Origin of the sequence: Paenibacillus sp. MCAF9, assembly GCF_052114265.1 — a bacterium.
Taxonomy (GTDB): Bacteria; Bacillota; Bacilli; order Paenibacillales; family Paenibacillaceae; genus Pristimantibacillus.
This window is the reverse complement of record NZ_JBFREL010000007.1, coordinates 34,964-50,890: the sequence shown is the minus strand read 5'-3', so window position 1 is coordinate 50,890 and position 15,927 is coordinate 34,964. Positions and strand designations below refer to the sequence as shown.

General features: G+C 44.3%; 13 protein-coding genes. 4 read left to right on the top strand and 9 right to left on the bottom strand.

From position 1 onward, the window contains the following. Positions 1-55: 55 nt before the first annotated feature. The 9 genes from AB4Z45_RS14360 to AB4Z45_RS14320 all read right to left on the bottom strand — a co-directional run bounded on the left by AB4Z45_RS14360 (position 56) and on the right by AB4Z45_RS14320 (position 10,907). Positions 56-817 carry a response regulator transcription factor gene (locus AB4Z45_RS14360; protein WP_441910034.1) on the bottom strand — a complete coding sequence of 254 codons (762 nt, stop codon included), beginning with the start codon at positions 815-817 and terminating at the stop codon, positions 56-58. Beyond that, the gene (locus tag AB4Z45_RS14355) at positions 795-2,600 is read right to left on the bottom strand and encodes a histidine kinase (RefSeq protein WP_441910033.1); all 1,806 of its coding nucleotides are present in this window, start codon (positions 2,598-2,600) and stop codon (positions 795-797) included. The genes AB4Z45_RS14360 and AB4Z45_RS14355 overlap by 23 nt, the downstream gene beginning before the upstream one ends. Positions 2,601-2,822: 222 nt before the next feature. Next, positions 2,823-3,506 (bottom strand): hypothetical protein, encoded by a 684-nt coding sequence (locus tag AB4Z45_RS14350; protein ID WP_441910031.1) that lies wholly within the window; start codon positions 3,504-3,506, stop codon positions 2,823-2,825. A gap of 443 nt (positions 3,507-3,949) precedes the next feature. Continuing rightward, positions 3,950-4,414, bottom strand: a complete 465-nt coding sequence (locus AB4Z45_RS14345) for an NUDIX domain-containing protein (protein WP_441910029.1) — start codon at positions 4,412-4,414, stop codon at positions 3,950-3,952. Positions 4,415-4,432: 18 nt separating this feature from the next. Further along, a complete protein-coding gene (locus AB4Z45_RS14340) occupies positions 4,433-5,830 on the bottom strand; it encodes a UDP-N-acetylmuramoyl-tripeptide--D-alanyl-D-alanine ligase (protein ID WP_441910027.1) in 1,398 nt (465 codons plus the stop codon). 137 nt (positions 5,831-5,967) lie between these two features. Next, entirely contained in the window at positions 5,968-7,971 is a 2,004-nt protein-coding gene (locus AB4Z45_RS14335; protein WP_441910025.1) for a GTP-binding protein, read from the bottom strand. A gap of 130 nt (positions 7,972-8,101) precedes the next feature. Next, positions 8,102-8,635 carry a YceI family protein gene (locus AB4Z45_RS14330; protein WP_076266374.1) on the bottom strand — a complete coding sequence of 178 codons (534 nt, stop codon included), beginning with the start codon at positions 8,633-8,635 and terminating at the stop codon, positions 8,102-8,104. A gap of 195 nt (positions 8,636-8,830) precedes the next feature. Further along, the gene (locus AB4Z45_RS14325; protein ID WP_441910023.1) at positions 8,831-10,234 is read right to left on the bottom strand and encodes an MATE family efflux transporter; all 1,404 of its coding nucleotides are present in this window, start codon (positions 10,232-10,234) and stop codon (positions 8,831-8,833) included. Between the two features lie 454 nt (positions 10,235-10,688). Beyond that, a complete protein-coding gene (locus AB4Z45_RS14320; protein WP_339205532.1) occupies positions 10,689-10,907 on the bottom strand; it encodes a hypothetical protein in 219 nt (72 codons plus the stop codon). Between the two features lie 282 nt (positions 10,908-11,189). Here AB4Z45_RS14320 and AB4Z45_RS14315 point away from each other — a divergent pair, with 282 nt between their 5' ends. The 4 genes from AB4Z45_RS14315 to AB4Z45_RS14300 all read left to right on the top strand — a co-directional run bounded on the left by AB4Z45_RS14315 (position 11,190) and on the right by AB4Z45_RS14300 (position 15,820). Then, positions 11,190-11,951, top strand: coding sequence for a hypothetical protein (locus AB4Z45_RS14315; RefSeq protein ID WP_441910021.1), 762 nt, complete (start codon positions 11,190-11,192; stop codon positions 11,949-11,951). Between the two features lie 234 nt (positions 11,952-12,185). Beyond that, positions 12,186-12,689 carry a hypothetical protein gene (locus tag AB4Z45_RS14310; RefSeq protein ID WP_339205534.1) on the top strand — a complete coding sequence of 168 codons (504 nt, stop codon included), beginning with the start codon at positions 12,186-12,188 and terminating at the stop codon, positions 12,687-12,689. Between the two features lie 210 nt (positions 12,690-12,899). Then, positions 12,900-13,385, top strand: a complete 486-nt coding sequence (locus AB4Z45_RS14305) for a hypothetical protein (protein ID WP_076266379.1) — start codon at positions 12,900-12,902, stop codon at positions 13,383-13,385. Positions 13,386-13,552: 167 nt separating this feature from the next. Beyond that, positions 13,553-15,820, top strand: a complete 2,268-nt coding sequence (locus AB4Z45_RS14300; protein ID WP_441910019.1) for a PAS domain S-box protein — start codon at positions 13,553-13,555, stop codon at positions 15,818-15,820. Positions 15,821-15,927 lie beyond the last annotated feature (107 nt).

Sequence of the window (15,927 nt, the reverse complement as noted above, 5' to 3'; positions counted from 1 at the left end):
GGGCATTTCGCGGGGTAAGGAACGATATTTGGCGATTCATGATACATTCTTTGGATCATTTATTTTGCTCTTTGCGATATTCACTTGGCGTCATGCCGCACCATCGTTTAAATATTTTAATAAAATAGTTGTCATTCTCGAATCCTACTTGCCTTGCAATCTCACTTATCGATTGGCTTGTTTCCTCAAGCAGCATCTTTGCTGCCTCGATTCGGCGGTTCTGTACATAGTGAATAAAGGTTTGGTTCGTTTTTTTCTTAAACAAATCACTCACATAGCTTGCATCCATAGAAATGAGCTCAGCTGCACGTTTTAATGTGATTTCCTCAGCGTAATGCTCCTCAATATGACGAATTATTTTATTCATCTCTGGATGATCCGTAGGTTCAGACGTATTCTTCTTCGGAAACCACTTGGCTGCTTTTCTTAATTGCTCTCGCTGCTCTAGTTCAAGGGTTACCTTCTCAAGTGCCTGCTTCAACCCGCTCACATCCATTGAAAGCTTAAGTAAATAGCTGGACGCCCCGAACTCCAGCGACTGCCTTGCATACTCGAACTCATTCATACAGGTGAGCATAACGAATCGGCAATCAAGCCCTTCTTTCCTGACAGATTTCAGCAGCTCTACTCCATCCATCATGGGCATATCAATATCGGAAATGACCACGTCCGGCTGCAATTCTCGAATCGCCCGCAACGCTTCCTCGCCGTCATTAGCAGTGGCTATAATTTCAAAAGGAAGATTAGCTTTGCTCATCAGCTTGCTGAGACTCGCTCTTGCATGCTGTTCATCATCAACGATCAATACGGTCCACATCGCTGTCAGCCTCCTTTAAATAGGGTTTCGATAATAATAGAGGGAGATGCATCATAACCTTTGTTCCTTCTTCTGATGAGGCAAGGGACAAGCCCGTACTCTGATTTTTGAAAAGAAGCTCCAAGCTTTCTCGAATATTTTGAATACCGATGCTTTTCCGCTTACGGAACACCTTCTTCTCTTTGGCACGTTCTACCCCTACTCCATTGTCCGCCACTTCAAGATACAAAAGATCATGTCTCGCCTCTGCTTTGATTTCAATTCGGCCGTCACTCCGTCTCCCTCCAAACCCATGTATAATGGCGTTTTCTACCAAAGGCTGAAGACAGAATTTCGGAACCAGTGCAAAGTTTAGCTCGTCACTTAGCTCATAGCTGACTGTAATATGCCCACCGAAGCGCGCGCTTTGAATGCGCATATAGGAATCGATAAGCGCAATCTCATCCTTCAGCAAGATAAGATCGACCTCTACATTCAATGTCGTCTCCAATATTTTTCCGAGCGAAACACAAATTTCATAAATGTCATCCTCATCCTTCTCAAGCGCTATGCTTTTAATAACATTAAGCGTATTCAAGAGAAAATGCGGGTTCATTTGAGATAAGAGAACCTGAAAGCGGACGATCTGCCTCTGACGTTCCTCTAATTGAAGCCGTTCCATTAAACCATTTATATCGTCAATCATGGTATTAAAGCTTCGCGTGAGTGCAAGAATTTCACCTCGACCTTGTTCTGGCAGCTTTACTTTGAGGTTGGTCTTGACCGATATCTCCATCTTTCGCTGCAGCGTTTTTAGAGGAACGGTAATCGTTGAAGAAATAAAATAGGTCATCATGACAAACACAAGCGTAATCAACCCGAAGATGGCGAAAAAGCGTTTTTTCAACGTTTCCACTTCTTCAAACAGCAAGGACAAGGGTACTTTCTTCACAATAAACCCATTTAACTGGGCAATACGGCTGAACGTATACAATACCTTCTCATCTTGGCTAACAATAGAAGCGGATGCAGAGGGCTCTTTTACTTCGAGCATCGCTGATAAAATGGCAGGATCAATCGCTTCATTGGCATCAGACTGCACCATTGATCTTCCTGTATGATCCAATAAATAATAAATGCCTTCGCGCTGCCTATCTCTCATCACCTTGTTGAACCACTGCTCATAATCGATGCTGATACGGGCATAGGCGTACTCTTTGAGATTCTCATCGCGGAGCATCTGATAGAGACTAAGCATATTTTGATTGGGTTTAATAACCGGACTCACATAATTGGTATCGCTTGCATTCCAAATGGAGCTTTCCCCTTCATTGGAGGAAAGCATCTTTACCCATGCTTCATTCGTAATCGAGGAGTAATTCAGTGGCTCACGAGGGGCAAAGGAGGTATAGGCATAGCCCTGTTTATCTACCAGCGTATAATACACCGTTGCACCAGTCAGGAAGAAGCTGTTCTCAATGCTTGCGAACTTATTCTCCACCAGTTCCTTCCGAGTTAGCGGATCTTTCTGCTCCGGATTTTTCATAACCGAGCGGATGGTGTCATCCTGTTCTAATAGCAGACCTGTCTTCATTACAAGCCCGAGCACATCCAGGAAAGACTTCTCAATATCGAGAAGCTGATCCTCGTTTTTGGCAGAGGCTTCCTCCTGCAGAACTCTTTCCGTTTCACTGAAATTATAAATAACTAATAAAACGAATGGAGCTAGCACTAGCAGCAAAAAAGCCATTAATATTCTATTTTTAAACGTTTCTGGAGTTAAGCCTCTAATCCATTTGTTCACGAGATATGCCCCCCAAGTGCTCTCATCTGTTTAAAAATTGATTCGACATATCTCTCAAGATAACGCGAATAGTCCCTAGGAGCAAGCTTGAAAATAAAGCTGGTAACTCTCCTTCATCATGACATAACCGAATGGATTGACCTAACTTGCGGTGTTTGCGCCCAGTGAAAAAAAAGAGCCCTTATGGGCTCCCTCAAATGGCGTGTTGTCGCTTACCGTAAATTATCTTCTTGAAAGCACCTTCGTGCTCCGCTTAATTCTGCGTTTATAGAAAATCCATGAAATGAATAGCGATTCCTCTGCTTTATGGCTTGCAACCTTATCTATAAAGTAAAAATCTTGGGGCTCTACCTCTATTTTTGTAATGGGCAGCACCGGCGATTCACTAATCCACTCGTCAAAAGACACGACAGAATGACTAACCATTTTGAACGTATCCTGTGGTAAAATGTACACCATTCCGCTCGTCCAAGGTGCTTTATTTTTAGTCTCGCTAGTGATAGAGAAGAAATAATAGCTCTGAGTTGCCTTCACTTTTAAACAAGCATTTCGAAAGTTGCCTACCACTTTACTCCGATCAAAAACCGCATAAAACAACGGCCAAATGCCATCTTTTGTGCCAAATATGGCTTCTACATATTTACCGTTAAAAAGCGTCTGCTTTCTTAACTCGAATTGTTCAATATTTTTATGATTTGACCCGTGCATTATGACTGGTTTCGTCATTGCAATATACTGAATAAAACGGAATTTGGGAAATGTGCTGGCGTACATTATTTCAGATTTATTGCGGACAGCATCGGAATACAATCTTTCATATTCATTGACCTCGTCCTCTGTGAACTTAAATACAGGGGAGCGATAAAATAGAAGTCCCAGCAACACTGATACTACCTTGGTTATCATACAATTCCCTCTATTCGGACAGAGCCATTATTTTTTCACGCAGCAACCTTACCGATTTTAGCGCCAATCTGTGCGGATTCCACCTGAGTATCTGAAACAATGTAAGACTTGCCGTCGTTCACAACGAAACGATACGCCCAATCCGCATGAGCAGTTCCTCAGAAGTAGGATTACCTACGCTTGAAACAGTCCCTGCTTTGTTTTTTTGAAGGAGCTTGAAGGAGCTCAGGCATAACGTGCCCTTCTCCTATCATTCCTATAGCTTACGAACCTCATCACTCTTATTTAAATCATTCGTAAGGAATTAAAATTGTAACGAACTCCAGAATCGTTATTTTGAGAAAAATAGCTCGTAACACCATACAAAGCATGCTATAACGTCAATTAGGTTCGTTAAAATGAAAAAAACGTAGTTTTTTGCATAATAAGCATAGTACAGTTCGTTAGAGTAAAGATCGTGGGTTTTCGGTTGTGAATAACTGAGAGGCAGCTTCTTCCGCATAATTTAATATAAGTATACGTTGGCCATGCCCCTCTAATCGATTCACGACTTGTTTGGCCGTTTCGAAATTAAAGGTGACGCGCCCAGTAGTCTCAAAACCTTCCGGCATCGGAACGAAGCTGTGTACCTTCGCAACAACAAATACGGTATACGTATCGGTTTCCGTCCAGTACCAGCAGGCAACAGGTATTCTCTCCGGCATCAGCAGCAGTCCGGCTTCCTCCACCGTCTCCCGATCCAGCGCCTCGTCGATGCTCTCGCCCGGTTCAATTCTTCCGCCAACCGTCGTTAATGTTTGCTCGTTGCGATCCCATACCATCACGATAGACCCATCCTCGAGCAAAGGGATACTATGAATGCCAGCGATTCTTTTATCCGTTGGAAGCTCATTCACTCTCTTCAACATAAAATCCTCTCCTTCTGCCTATTGCTGCTTATCTTCTAGAAGATGACAGACCTCTTCCAGCTTCAAACCGCGAGATCCTTTTACTAAAACAACATCATCTTTACTCAGGATTCGCATGCACTCTTCAGTTAAAGATATTTTTGATGTGAAGTGTTTGGCTTCTCCCTCAAAACCATTTTCGAGGAGCGTATCCGAAATTATTTTGCTTATATGACCAAAAGTAAACACCGAGTGAATTTTTGATAAATCCACACTCCGGGCTACTTCTTCATGAAACGCTGCCTCGGCATCTCCTAGTTCAAGCATGTCCCCTAATATTAATACTTTTTTATGGAATCCCTCTAAGTTTTGAACCGTTTCAATGGCCGCCTGCATAGAAATAGGACTGGCATTCCAAGCATCGTTAATAATTAAGAAACCCTTAGCCGACCAAATCCGCTCCATTCTCATTCCGGAAATCTCTAAGTTGCTCAGCCCTAATTGAATATGTTCTTCATCGATTTTAAAAAGGTTTGCAACAGCAATCGCAGCAATGGCATTGGCCACATTATGGCTACCAAGGAGCGGCAATCTGAATGGCATATGATATTGCTTTAATGTGAATAAGAGATCTGATTGCTTGTGCTCTATTTTCAAAGGAAAATAATCGTTGGATGGAGATTGACCGAATCGAATGGTTGCTCCTGTCCACGGAAAGCCTCTCTTCTCCAGTCCCTTAACGAGCAACGGCTCATCGCCATTAAACAGGAAAGTCCCTTCAGAATTTAGTCCCTCAAGTATTTCCAACTTAGCCAAAGCGATTTGTTCTCTAGAACCTAGATTCGACAAGTGAGAAACGCCAATCATTGTAATTATAGCAACATCAGGCTTTGCAATTTCAGACAGAATTTTAATTTCACCTTTGTTGCTCATGCCCATTTCTAAAACAACGATTTCTGTATCATTTCTAACCTCTAATAAAGAGAGCGGAAGTCCGTACTCGCCATTGAGATTTCCTCTTGTTTTCTGAACGTTAAACGTTGTACTCAATAAGGTATTCACCATATCCTTAACTGTTGTTTTGCCATTACTACCTGTTACAGCAATTACCTTGCAGTTTAATTGGCTTCGATACGCCATGGCGATGCTTTGGAGTGCTTTTAACGTATCTTCTACTATAATAATCGGTAAGCCTTCAGGTGGCGGGATATGATCTGCTTGCCATAAAGAAGCAACTGCCCCCTTTTCAAAAGCCTGCTTCACGTACTTGTGTCCATCGTCGATCCGTACGATTGGAATATACAAATTTCCAGGATGAATCGTTCTTGTATCAATGGATACGCCATGGACCTTTTGATCCAAGAATCCATTTACACTATCTTGCAACGCATAACCATCAGACATATTTGTAATTTCTTCAAGGGAACGTATGATCATTAATATCCTCCCTTTATCAGGTTATACACATGTATAGATACCCATACTTTACCTTAAATTAAAATACTTCGCTCGAATTTCCCTTCCGTTCCTAAATATATGCCCTGTGCTATATAAATGAACAAAAACGCTTGCGGCTATGACCCGGCAAGCGCATTTCGAACAGCTAATATATATTTTGACTGATCCAGCGGATTTACGCCTCGTCTTATCCGTTCGGCCTTTACATCAGGCGGACATTCGCGATATCCGGCGAAGAAGGTTGCAAGCGCACCTCTGCCCTTGGTAAGCGATCCAAATCTCGCAGGAAACTCAAGGGACGTGGCAACAGGAATGATGCCTTCGATTTCCATTCGTTCCTGCCTGACAACTGGCGTATCAAACTCACCACGCATTAGAATGAGCTCGTTCATTAGCTTGCCGCCCGTCTCTTCCGGGGCAGAGAGGCGGAAGGACAGCATCGGCTCCAGCAGCTTTACTCCAATTCGCGACAAACCATCCATAATGCCCATCGGGGTTGCGACTGCAAAATCTAGCGGATGCGTATGCCACACATGATGCTCACCCTCAATAAGAGTAACCTTTATATCCGTTACTTCCCAGCCAAATAACCCCTGCTGAAGCGCTTCGGGCACGCTTCTTGCCACCTCGTTCTGATAGCGGTCAAGCAGCCGCTCTGATCGGACAACGGAGCTGAACGTTATCCCGCTCCCGCGCTCACCGGGCTCAATATGAAACCGCAGAATTGCCCAGCATGGCTTCGGCATCGTATAGGCAATGAAACCCTCGCCTGATTGAGCAGGCGTCTCTTTATAGATAACCGATGGCTGATCGAATTCAGCCTTTAAGCCGTACCGATTGTTCAGCACATGCGTCAGCACTTCAATCTGAATCGGCCCCATGACTTTCAGGTGCAGCTCGCGCTGCTCCTGCAGCCATTGCAAATCGAGCAGCGGATCTTCATCCGCCAGCTCATGCAGCGCCGCAACGACAGCCGGATATTCGGCTTCGTTGCTCCAGCGCACCTGTACCGTCAGCAGCGGAACAGCCATCCGCGTCTCACCGGGTACAAACTCAGCGCTGCCTATAATGTCGCCAATGCGCGCCTGAGTCCAGCCGCAGACCGCTGCAATATCGCCTGCCGCGAGCAGCCCTACATCCTCGGCCTTTTGCCCATCGATTTTGCGTATCTGCGTAATTTTCTCTTCGATCTGCTGCGTCTCATTGCGGACGGAATCACGATTGCGAATCACCCCGCTGTACAGGCGGACATAGGCGATTCTACCCATTGCTGCATCGCGCTCAATACGGAAGACGACGCCAGACACTGGACCGTCCGAGATGATTTGAGGCGGCGGCAGCAGCGTAATCATCGCTTGCATGAGAGGCTCGATGCCTATCCCACGATTTGATGCGCCAAATAAAATTGGAAACAATTCACCGCGCTGCGTAAGCGCAGGCAGCTGTTGATTCAGCTCCGATTTAGGCAGTGCGCCGCTGTCCAAATATTGAAGAAGCAGCGGTTCATCTTGCTCTGCCACGGCTTCCTCCAGCAGTTGCAAATAAAGCTGCGCTTCCTCCGTCTCACTCCCTGCTATTCCCGAAACGAGCAGGCTAACTGCACCGCTGAAACTATCCTCGATACCAAGCGGAGCCTGAACTGGCGCTGCTTGATTGGATAACAAACGCTTAATTTGCTGGATCGTTCCTATTGGATCTGCACCAATTCGATCCAGCTTGTTCACGTAAATAAGCGTTGGAATGTTTCGTTCGCGCAGCGCATGCCATATGACTTCTGTCTGTGCCTGCACACCCTCAACTGCCGACAGAATAAGCACCGCTCCATCCATGACGCGCAGTGAACGTTCGACCTCAGAGAGAAAATCGACGTGCCCCGGTGTATCGACCAGGTTGATCGTTACTCCTTGCCAAGTAAAACGGGTTGCTGCTGCACGTACCGATATGCCTCTTGAGCGTTCCACTTCTAGAAAATCCGTCTGTGACGTGCCTGCATCCACGCTGCCAAGCGAACGAATGCGACCGCTATGGAATAAAATTTGCTCTGTTGTGGTCGTCTTCCCCGCATCAACGTGAGCAAATATTCCGATGTTCCTTATATGTGTTGAAGCATTTGGCTCCATATTGCATATCCCCTTACTCTCACTAGCTGTTCCTTTACTTATCCTACCGCTGAAAGCGTTTTACAGCAACAAAAAACGGCCCACCGGGCAAATGCCCGATGAGCCGTTAATAAATATGCTTCTTAATTCATTAGCCTTGATGAATCGCTTCAATATCGATTGAAATCTTCACTTCGTCGCCAATGAGCACGCCGCCTGTTTCAAGAGCAGCATTATACGTTAAGCCGTAGTCGCTGCGTTTCAGGCTGCCCGTCGCGCTAAAGCCTACTTTATCGTTGCCCCAAGGATCTTTGCCTGCGCCTTCGAAGCTGACTGCAAATTTCTCGGAACGTGTCACGCCATGAAGGCTCACATCGCCAACAACGGAATATTCGCCGTCGTCTGTTTTTGTGATTGCCGTTGCAGTAAATACAAGCTTCGGAAACTGCTCGATATCAAAAAAATCATTGTTGCGCAAATGTGCGTCACGATCCTTGTTGCGTGTGTCCACGCTATCAAGATCAATCGTAAGCTGGATATCAGCTGAAGTCAGGTCATGCGCATCAGCGGAAATATTGGCTTCAAACGCATGAAAAGTACCTTTTACTTTTGCGATCATCATATGCTTTACCGAGAAATCGATGCTGCTGTGCGTGGAATCAACCGTCCATTGTGATTTTGCCATTTTAAAATTCCTCCAATAAAAATATTAACTTACTTTTTAAAACTTACTAACTTATATTATGTATGTTTATATATTATTGCGTAATCCTATTTATGTCAATTGTATTTACAAAAAAAAGACACCAGTGAAGTGGTAAACTTCTCTGGTGTCCATTATTCCTTATGATTTGAGCGAGCAACATTGCCTTAGCTCAGCTTAACCCTGCAAAACTGCGGATTTCTCCTTATTATCACGCTTAACGAGCCCATATTTCTCCCATTTTCTACTCTTCCATCGGAAAAACATAATAACGGCTCGCAGCCATTCATCTGCTGCAATCGCCAGCCAAATACCAGCGAGGCCCAGATCAAGCTGGAATACGAAGAAGTAGCCAAGCGGCAAGCTCATTGCGACCATAGAACCCATTCCGATATATAGAGGGTACTTTGCATCGCCTGATGCACGCAGTGAGTTGATAAGCACGATATTAATCGTACGGCCATTCTCCAGCACGATGCTCAGCAGGAGCACATTTATGCCCAGCCGAACAATTTCCTCATCGTCCGTAAACATTCGCATGAGCGGCTCGCGGAACAAAATAACGAGCAACACGGCAATCAAGGTTACCGCACTTGCCCAGCGCACGCTTTTCCATACTTGACGGTAGGCAATCGTTTGCTCGCCTGCACCAACCATCCTGCCTACGATGATTGCAGTACCCATGCCAATTGCAAAAGCAAACAGATACGTAAACATCGAAATGTTATTCGCATAGTTTTTCGCCGCCAAGGAGGCCGCGCCAAGATACGTAGCATAATACAAAAATACGATTTGGCATGCCTGATACATCACTTGCTCCAATGCAGACGGAATGCCGATTCTCAGTATTTTGAGGATATACTCCTTGGACAATGCAATATAATACTTGATTTCAATCCGTACTGACATAATCCGGTACAGCATCCAGAAGAAGACGATGAGCGCTAAACCACGGCTAATGACCGATGACAGCGCCGCACCTTGAACTCCCATCTCCGGAAATCCGAATTTCCCGAAAATAAGCAAATAGTTTCCGATAATATGAACGATATTCATGCCAAGCGATACGAACATCGCTTCCTTTGTAAAACCATGTACACGAATAATGGCAGATATCGAGTTGATGATAGCTTGAAGGAAAATCATGCCGCCTACAATGGCTAAATAACTTTTCGCATGTTCAAGTATTTCACCTTGCAAATTTAACGTTTGCAGCAAATGTCCGCCGAACAACACGAACATAAGGCTTATAAATACCCCGACTACTAGATTGAGCGAGATCGCGAGCGCTGATATTTTGGCAGCTTCTACATACTTGCGAGAACCGATATATTGCGCAACGACTATGGATGCCCCGTTGCCGATTACCTCTAATAGTAAGATCGCTATATGCAAATATTGATTTGATGCACCAACGCCTGATACAGCATTATCCGATATTGCACTCAGCATCAGCGTATCTGCAATACCCATCAGCATAAACAAAAAGATTTCTAAAAATATAGGCCACGTCAGAAAAAATAAGCTTAAGCCCTTCTGATCCTTTTGCCCTGTTCCATTACCAGCCTCTGCTGTTGTCATGCTGTCACCTTCTTCTAATATAAAAAGTAAAACACAAGGTATCGTAGCATATAAAATAGCTTATTGCACGTTAGAATCGTACCTTTACATAAATAATTTTTTTGTATTTCTTCTACTAAAATAATCTTCCTATGATGCCCAGTCGTTACCTTTTTAGAAGCAGAAGATTCACAGTTAGAAAGAAAAATCACCTATTAAGCATGTTATAATAGGTGTCTAATTTTATTCAGCGATATAGTAACAAATAAGGAGTGTACCTCATGAATTCAATATTGTTTATTGCAGCGTGGGCTATAGTTGGCATTTCTATTGGCGGTCTAATCGTGGTTTTTAAAAATAGATCTAAGAAATAAGTATAATCCAGCCTTCTTTACAATAAAAAAAGACTGTGCTTGGGTCGCCATAGCAACCTAAGAACAGTCTTTCTCTTTATAATATAAAATGATAGATATCATTATTGCTCTTCAGACTCTTCCTCAGCTGCTTCTTCTTCAGCTGACTCTTCTTCTGCTTCCTCAGAGGATTCTTCCTCCGTAGCTGCAGCAGCTTCTTCCACTTCTTCTTCCAGTTCAGCCTCAACAGCTTCTACTACTTCTTCAGCTGGAGCCTCTTCCGAAATCAGTTCAGCGGTTTCTTCCACGCCTTCTTGAACTACTTCTTCTTCTTGGCTCATGTTTATTCACCTCCTACTTCTTATTACCTTAATTGTAGCGCTTTCATAGAACTAAACAAGAGGTGTAAAATGTCGTTTCATAGGAACTATTTCCGCATTTTGTATTGTTCGATTCCATTTGCGTTTCTTCGACTTTTTCCCCGCCAGAGGTCTAGTACTTCGTTCCGACTTACGGCTGTGTTGCATAACAGATGAACTAGATAAGATGTATAACGACTAGTAAAATCGCTTCTATAGTATAAGTGTATATGGTGCTATCATTACTTTCAGGGGGCTCATTCCATGCATTCTTTATTCATTTATTTTGAACTCGGCACGTTAATGCTCTTTGTCATTTTTTCATTAATAGTTGCTGCCAAAGCATCAAAACTGACTTATAGCCAAACCGAGCAGCAGCTTAATTACAAAACACGCAAGCTGTTATTTTGGTCTGTTTGCTTAAGCTTCCTTACGGTAGGAATTGCTGCAGCAGATTTAATACTGGCTTCGATGACGCATCCTCAGTTTTGGACACATCGGCTGCTCATTCACACGCCGTTTGCTATCATTCCAGTGCTGCTCATTTGGCTTGGTTCATACCCAAAAATGCGCAGGCTCATACGGCGAACGAACGCTCGGACTGAAAAGGCTAATGATGTAGCACGGCGCCGCCAAGCATCCGATCCCGTACTTATTGTTCCCTTTCAGCTAGCACCGCTTTGCTCATTTGCCATGCTTTATTTTGCTTTTATTCCGCCACATTCATTCCGCTGGTCTTTCGTGACAATGACGACCACCTTCTTTTTGTTTATGGCTTGCATCGTCTGGATGCTTCAAACTCACCGCAACCAGCTTGCAGCGGAGGCACCACCCGTTTACCGCCCTTGGCTGCGCAAATTGCGCCATACTGGCGTTCTACTCGTTGTTTTAGCCATACTGGGTATTCCCTTTATGATGGCCTTTGAGGGCAATCGCCTGTCTGAGCGGCTAAGCATTATCCCCGACGGAATAGATGAAGCTTTTTCTCTGCATCCCTCGGAGCGCCAAATTGTCATCCAGCACTGACAACCCCTATGCAGAGGAGGAGTGAGTACTAGACTTTAGTCCAGCTAACCATTTTACCTACAGCAGGAGGACAGTTAATTTCAATGTATGCTATGCTGAATTCAGCCAAGCAAAAACGCCTTCAGCATCCTCTGGATACTGAAGCAGCTTTGACAGAGAAATATAAGAAAAGTAGGAGCAATTAATATACTTTCTTATATTTTAATAAAACGTTGATTGGGGTGTAATAAAACAATGAAGCTAAAAACCATTAGCGGGTTTGTCCTCCTGCTGCTCGGAGCTGTATTATTTCTAAACCAAGGCGAAGAATTTGGCCCAGGCAAAATATTTGCCTACTTCTGGCCATCGTTATTCGTCATACCCGTTGGGCTTTTCTTTCACTGGCTGTACTTCTCCATGATTGGCAGACGTGGATCAGGCCTATTAATTCCGGGAGGCATTTTGTTCACTGCAGGTGTCGTTTGTCAGATCGCTATGTTATTCAACAATTGGGGGTACATGTGGCCGGGCTTTATTCTCGCCGTTGCCATTGGCTTGTTCGAATTTTATTGGTTCGGCAATCGGAACAAATGGCTGCTTATTCCCATTAACATTTTGACTGTGTTGTCTATTCTCTTCTTCGCCGTCTTCTCCATCGGCTCCCTCTACAGCAAGTTTTTACTCAGCCAGCCGATCATTGCGATCATCCTTATTCTCTGCGGCGCTGTTATCCTGCTGACGAAGAAGAAAGACATCTAACATCTCCCTCCTTTGGTATGGTATAATCACATGCATCGCGAACCTAAGCACATGCTTATGAGGTGGTTTGCTTCGCAAACCTAAGATCATGCTTACGAGGTGGTTTGCTTCGCGAACCTAAGATTATGCTTACGAAGTGGTTTGCTTCGCAAACCTAGGATTATGCTTACGAAGTGGTTTGCTTCGCAAACCTTTAGGAGGAAATAAAAGATGTTGTCTTTTGAACAAAAGCTTGCAATAATTGAAGGCTTTCCTGAATTAGAACGGAAGGATGTTTCTCTTGGCCGCACTAACTTCCATTACGAAGAAAGCGCACATGAGAAAAAGTCGGTCGTGCACCATCTGCATCCGAACGGAAACGGTTATGTTTTCGCTGGCTTAGTTAAGGGTGTAGCAACCGATGACAAAGGCCTAGTCAATATTCGCGATTTCAACGAGGAAGAGCTTCGCTCGCTTATTGAGAAATCGATCCATTCTCTATCCATCGCACCGCCAGAGAAACCGGAATCGAAGAAAAAGAAAAAACAAAAAGCACCGCAAGAAGAGCGCTGGATCGGACCGGACAATGCTGTGCTAACATTGCTGTTCGAAGAAGATCTTTGGTATCTATATGCCGACTTGAATCTGGAATCCGCTTTCGAGACCTACGAGGAAGCTGAGCAGTACTTAGAAGAAGAGCAATTCTCACGCGCCTAGCGGACACAGGGCAACGAATGTTTGTTCATAGGTACCAAAATCCGTATTGCTTCATAAAAGGAGAAACGATTGCTGTTTCTCCTTTTTTCTGTGCGCCAAAACAGGATTTTTGTCATTCCGTGTCTAATTGTAAGTAGGAGCATCTTAGACCGTGGGAGGAATTATTTTTGTCAATTAAAGCTAAGCTATCCTTCTCCATATCCATAATAGTAGCTGTCATACTGACACTAAGCACCTTGCTCTATTACTACACAACAAAAACTGAAGCTGAGTCTAATCTAGAAGTTCAGTTTACTAATATTGCAAAGCAACTAAGCAGTACGGTCGAAGCGTCAGAGAACGCCCGCCAGTACATGGAGGACACGCTTGGCGAAAAGCTGCGCATTGCCTCTCTAGCGGCAAAGTCACAGCTGGATCCTGAAATTAAAAATGTAACAAATGAGCAGCTCGTAAAGCTTAGCACTCAGCTTGGCGTCGATCATATTACATTATGGCAGCGCTTTGGAAACGATGTTGTTGCGAAACGTTCCTCAGATCCCAATGAAATTAATATGAGCTCAAAAACCTGGGATTACTGGCATGTTGCCTTTTTACAGCTATTCGACAAACATGAAGTAAACATTGTGCAAGGTCAGAAGCTCAAAAACTTCTGGTCAGGCCCGTTTAATTTCTCAACGTCGGATCCGTCCGAAATTCGCAAATGGGGCTATTACTATGACGGCTCAACAAACTATATCATCAATCCATACGTCAACGCTCAGGTGCTGCTGGATTTCGACTATACCATTGGGACAGATGCAATCGTTAACAAGATCATTGCCGATCAATCCGATATTCTAGAAGTTACCGGATTCGACCTTGAGTTTTACGGCAAGGACAAAATTATTAAATACAAACAAGGCATTCCCGTTTACAACCTCGACGTTCGAGCCATCCCGTTTGGCGACTATAACTATCAGGATCAATCAAACGATTTTTTAAATATTCAACAAGTCAATAAAACCGGTAAGAGCCTTACTGTCAAAAGAAACATCAACGGCGTTCCGGTTATCAAAAACTTTATCCCGATTAAGACGAACAAAAACTATGTGTTTAGCGTCGTTTTTGATCAGAAAGCGATCCAAAAGCCCGTTAATCAGCTGCTGGTTATGCAATTTGTCATTTCACTTGGACTCGTGCTTATTACGATGATTGCGAGCTATTTCATAGCCGGCTTCATGCTGCGCGGTCTCAATCAAGTTATACGTAAAGTAAACGCGATTGCTGCAGGAGATTTTGGAGAAGTCATTACGATTCGCAGCGAGGATGAATTAGGCTTGCTTGCCTCTCGTGTCGATACGATGGGCAATAATCTAAATCATTATACAACTCAGCTTAAAGCTGCTGCGGAAGAGCTGCAAAGCACGAAGCAGTATTTGGAATCCTTCGTCAATCATACATCGGACGCCATTCATGTCACTGATCTGGAAGGCCATGTCATACAGGTCAATATCGCTTTTGAAAAGATGTACGGCTGGAGCCAAGAAGAAGCGCTTGGCATCACGCTTGATAACGTTCCGCGAGGCTACTTAAGCTCACACCAAGAGCTTGAGTCCACTGTACTGCGAGGCGGCTCTGTAACGGATTATGAAACTGTGCGTTACAGTAAATCCGGCAATCTCATCGATCTCAGCATTACGATTTCTCCTATTCGCGACGAGCTGGGCACCATTATTGCGATTGCCACTATATCTCGGAATATTACTTCTCGCAAACAAACAGAAGAAATTATTAGGCGCTCTGAGAAGTTGTCGGTCGTTGGTCAAATTGCTGCGGGCGTGGCGCATGAGGTTCGCAATCCGCTTACGACACTTCGTGGTTTTGTACAGCTGCACAAGCAGACCGGCTCGTTATCGCCAGCCCATCTTGAGATTATGCTTGGCGAGCTCGATCAGATTAATATGATCGTGAGCGAATTTCTCGTATTCGCTAAGCCGCAGGCCACGATCTATCAGCCTGTGAATATCATCCGCCTCGTTGGCGATATTATGATGCTGCTCGATTCAGAGGCAAAGATGAGCAATGTGCAGCTAGCCCTGCTCGCGGAAGCCGAGCTTCCTGAGGTGATTGGCGAGGCTAATCAGCTGAAGCAGGTTTTCGTAAATATTATGAAAAACGGCATTGAATCGATGACCAGCGGCGGCGTACTCTCCGTGAAGGTGGCGTGTGATGCAAATCGAGTAATCATCCTGCAATTTATCGATCAAGGCTGTGGAATTGCCGAGAGTGATTTGCTTCGCCTAGGAGAGCCTTTCTTTACGAATAAAACGAGCGGAAATGGTCTCGGCCTTATGGTAAGCCAACAGATTATCGCTGCGCATAAGGGCACCATTGTGTTCCACAGCGAGCTCGGCTCGGGCACCTGCGTTGAAATATCATTGCCAACGGACAGCTAGGATAACGACCTTGCTGTCCGGTTTTATATTATTTTGTAGAAAATTAAGCTACTATGGTAAAATGTGTCCGTAGCCTATTACCCATCCATAGTTTTTTTTAATAAGTA

What these genes read in the sequence shown, in the direction of transcription:
- AB4Z45_RS14305 (WP_076266379.1), top strand. Translation starts at nt 12,900, where the DNA reads ATGTTGTCTTTTGAACAAAAGCTTGCAATAATTGAAGGCTTTCCTGAA.
- AB4Z45_RS14330 (WP_076266374.1), bottom strand. Translation starts at nt 8,635, where the DNA reads ATGGCAAAATCACAATGGACGGTTGATTCCACGCACAGCAGCATCGAT.
- AB4Z45_RS14335 (WP_441910025.1), bottom strand. Translation starts at nt 7,971, where the DNA reads ATGGAGCCAAATGCTTCAACACATATAAGGAACATCGGAATATTTGCT.
- AB4Z45_RS14360 (WP_441910034.1), bottom strand. Translation starts at nt 817, where the DNA reads ATGTGGACCGTATTGATCGTTGATGATGAACAGCATGCAAGAGCGAGT.
- AB4Z45_RS14340 (WP_441910027.1), bottom strand. Translation starts at nt 5,830, where the DNA reads ATGATCATACGTTCCCTTGAAGAAATTACAAATATGTCTGATGGTTAT.
- AB4Z45_RS14320 (WP_339205532.1), bottom strand. Translation starts at nt 10,907, where the DNA reads ATGAGCCAAGAAGAAGAAGTAGTTCAAGAAGGCGTGGAAGAAACCGCT.
- AB4Z45_RS14310 (WP_339205534.1), top strand. Translation starts at nt 12,186, where the DNA reads ATGAAGCTAAAAACCATTAGCGGGTTTGTCCTCCTGCTGCTCGGAGCT.
- AB4Z45_RS14345 (WP_441910029.1), bottom strand. Translation starts at nt 4,414, where the DNA reads ATGTTGAAGAGAGTGAATGAGCTTCCAACGGATAAAAGAATCGCTGGC.
- AB4Z45_RS14325 (WP_441910023.1), bottom strand. Translation starts at nt 10,234, where the DNA reads ATGACAACAGCAGAGGCTGGTAATGGAACAGGGCAAAAGGATCAGAAG.
- AB4Z45_RS14350 (WP_441910031.1), bottom strand. Translation starts at nt 3,506, where the DNA reads ATGATAACCAAGGTAGTATCAGTGTTGCTGGGACTTCTATTTTATCGC.
- AB4Z45_RS14315 (WP_441910021.1), top strand. Translation starts at nt 11,190, where the DNA reads ATGCATTCTTTATTCATTTATTTTGAACTCGGCACGTTAATGCTCTTT.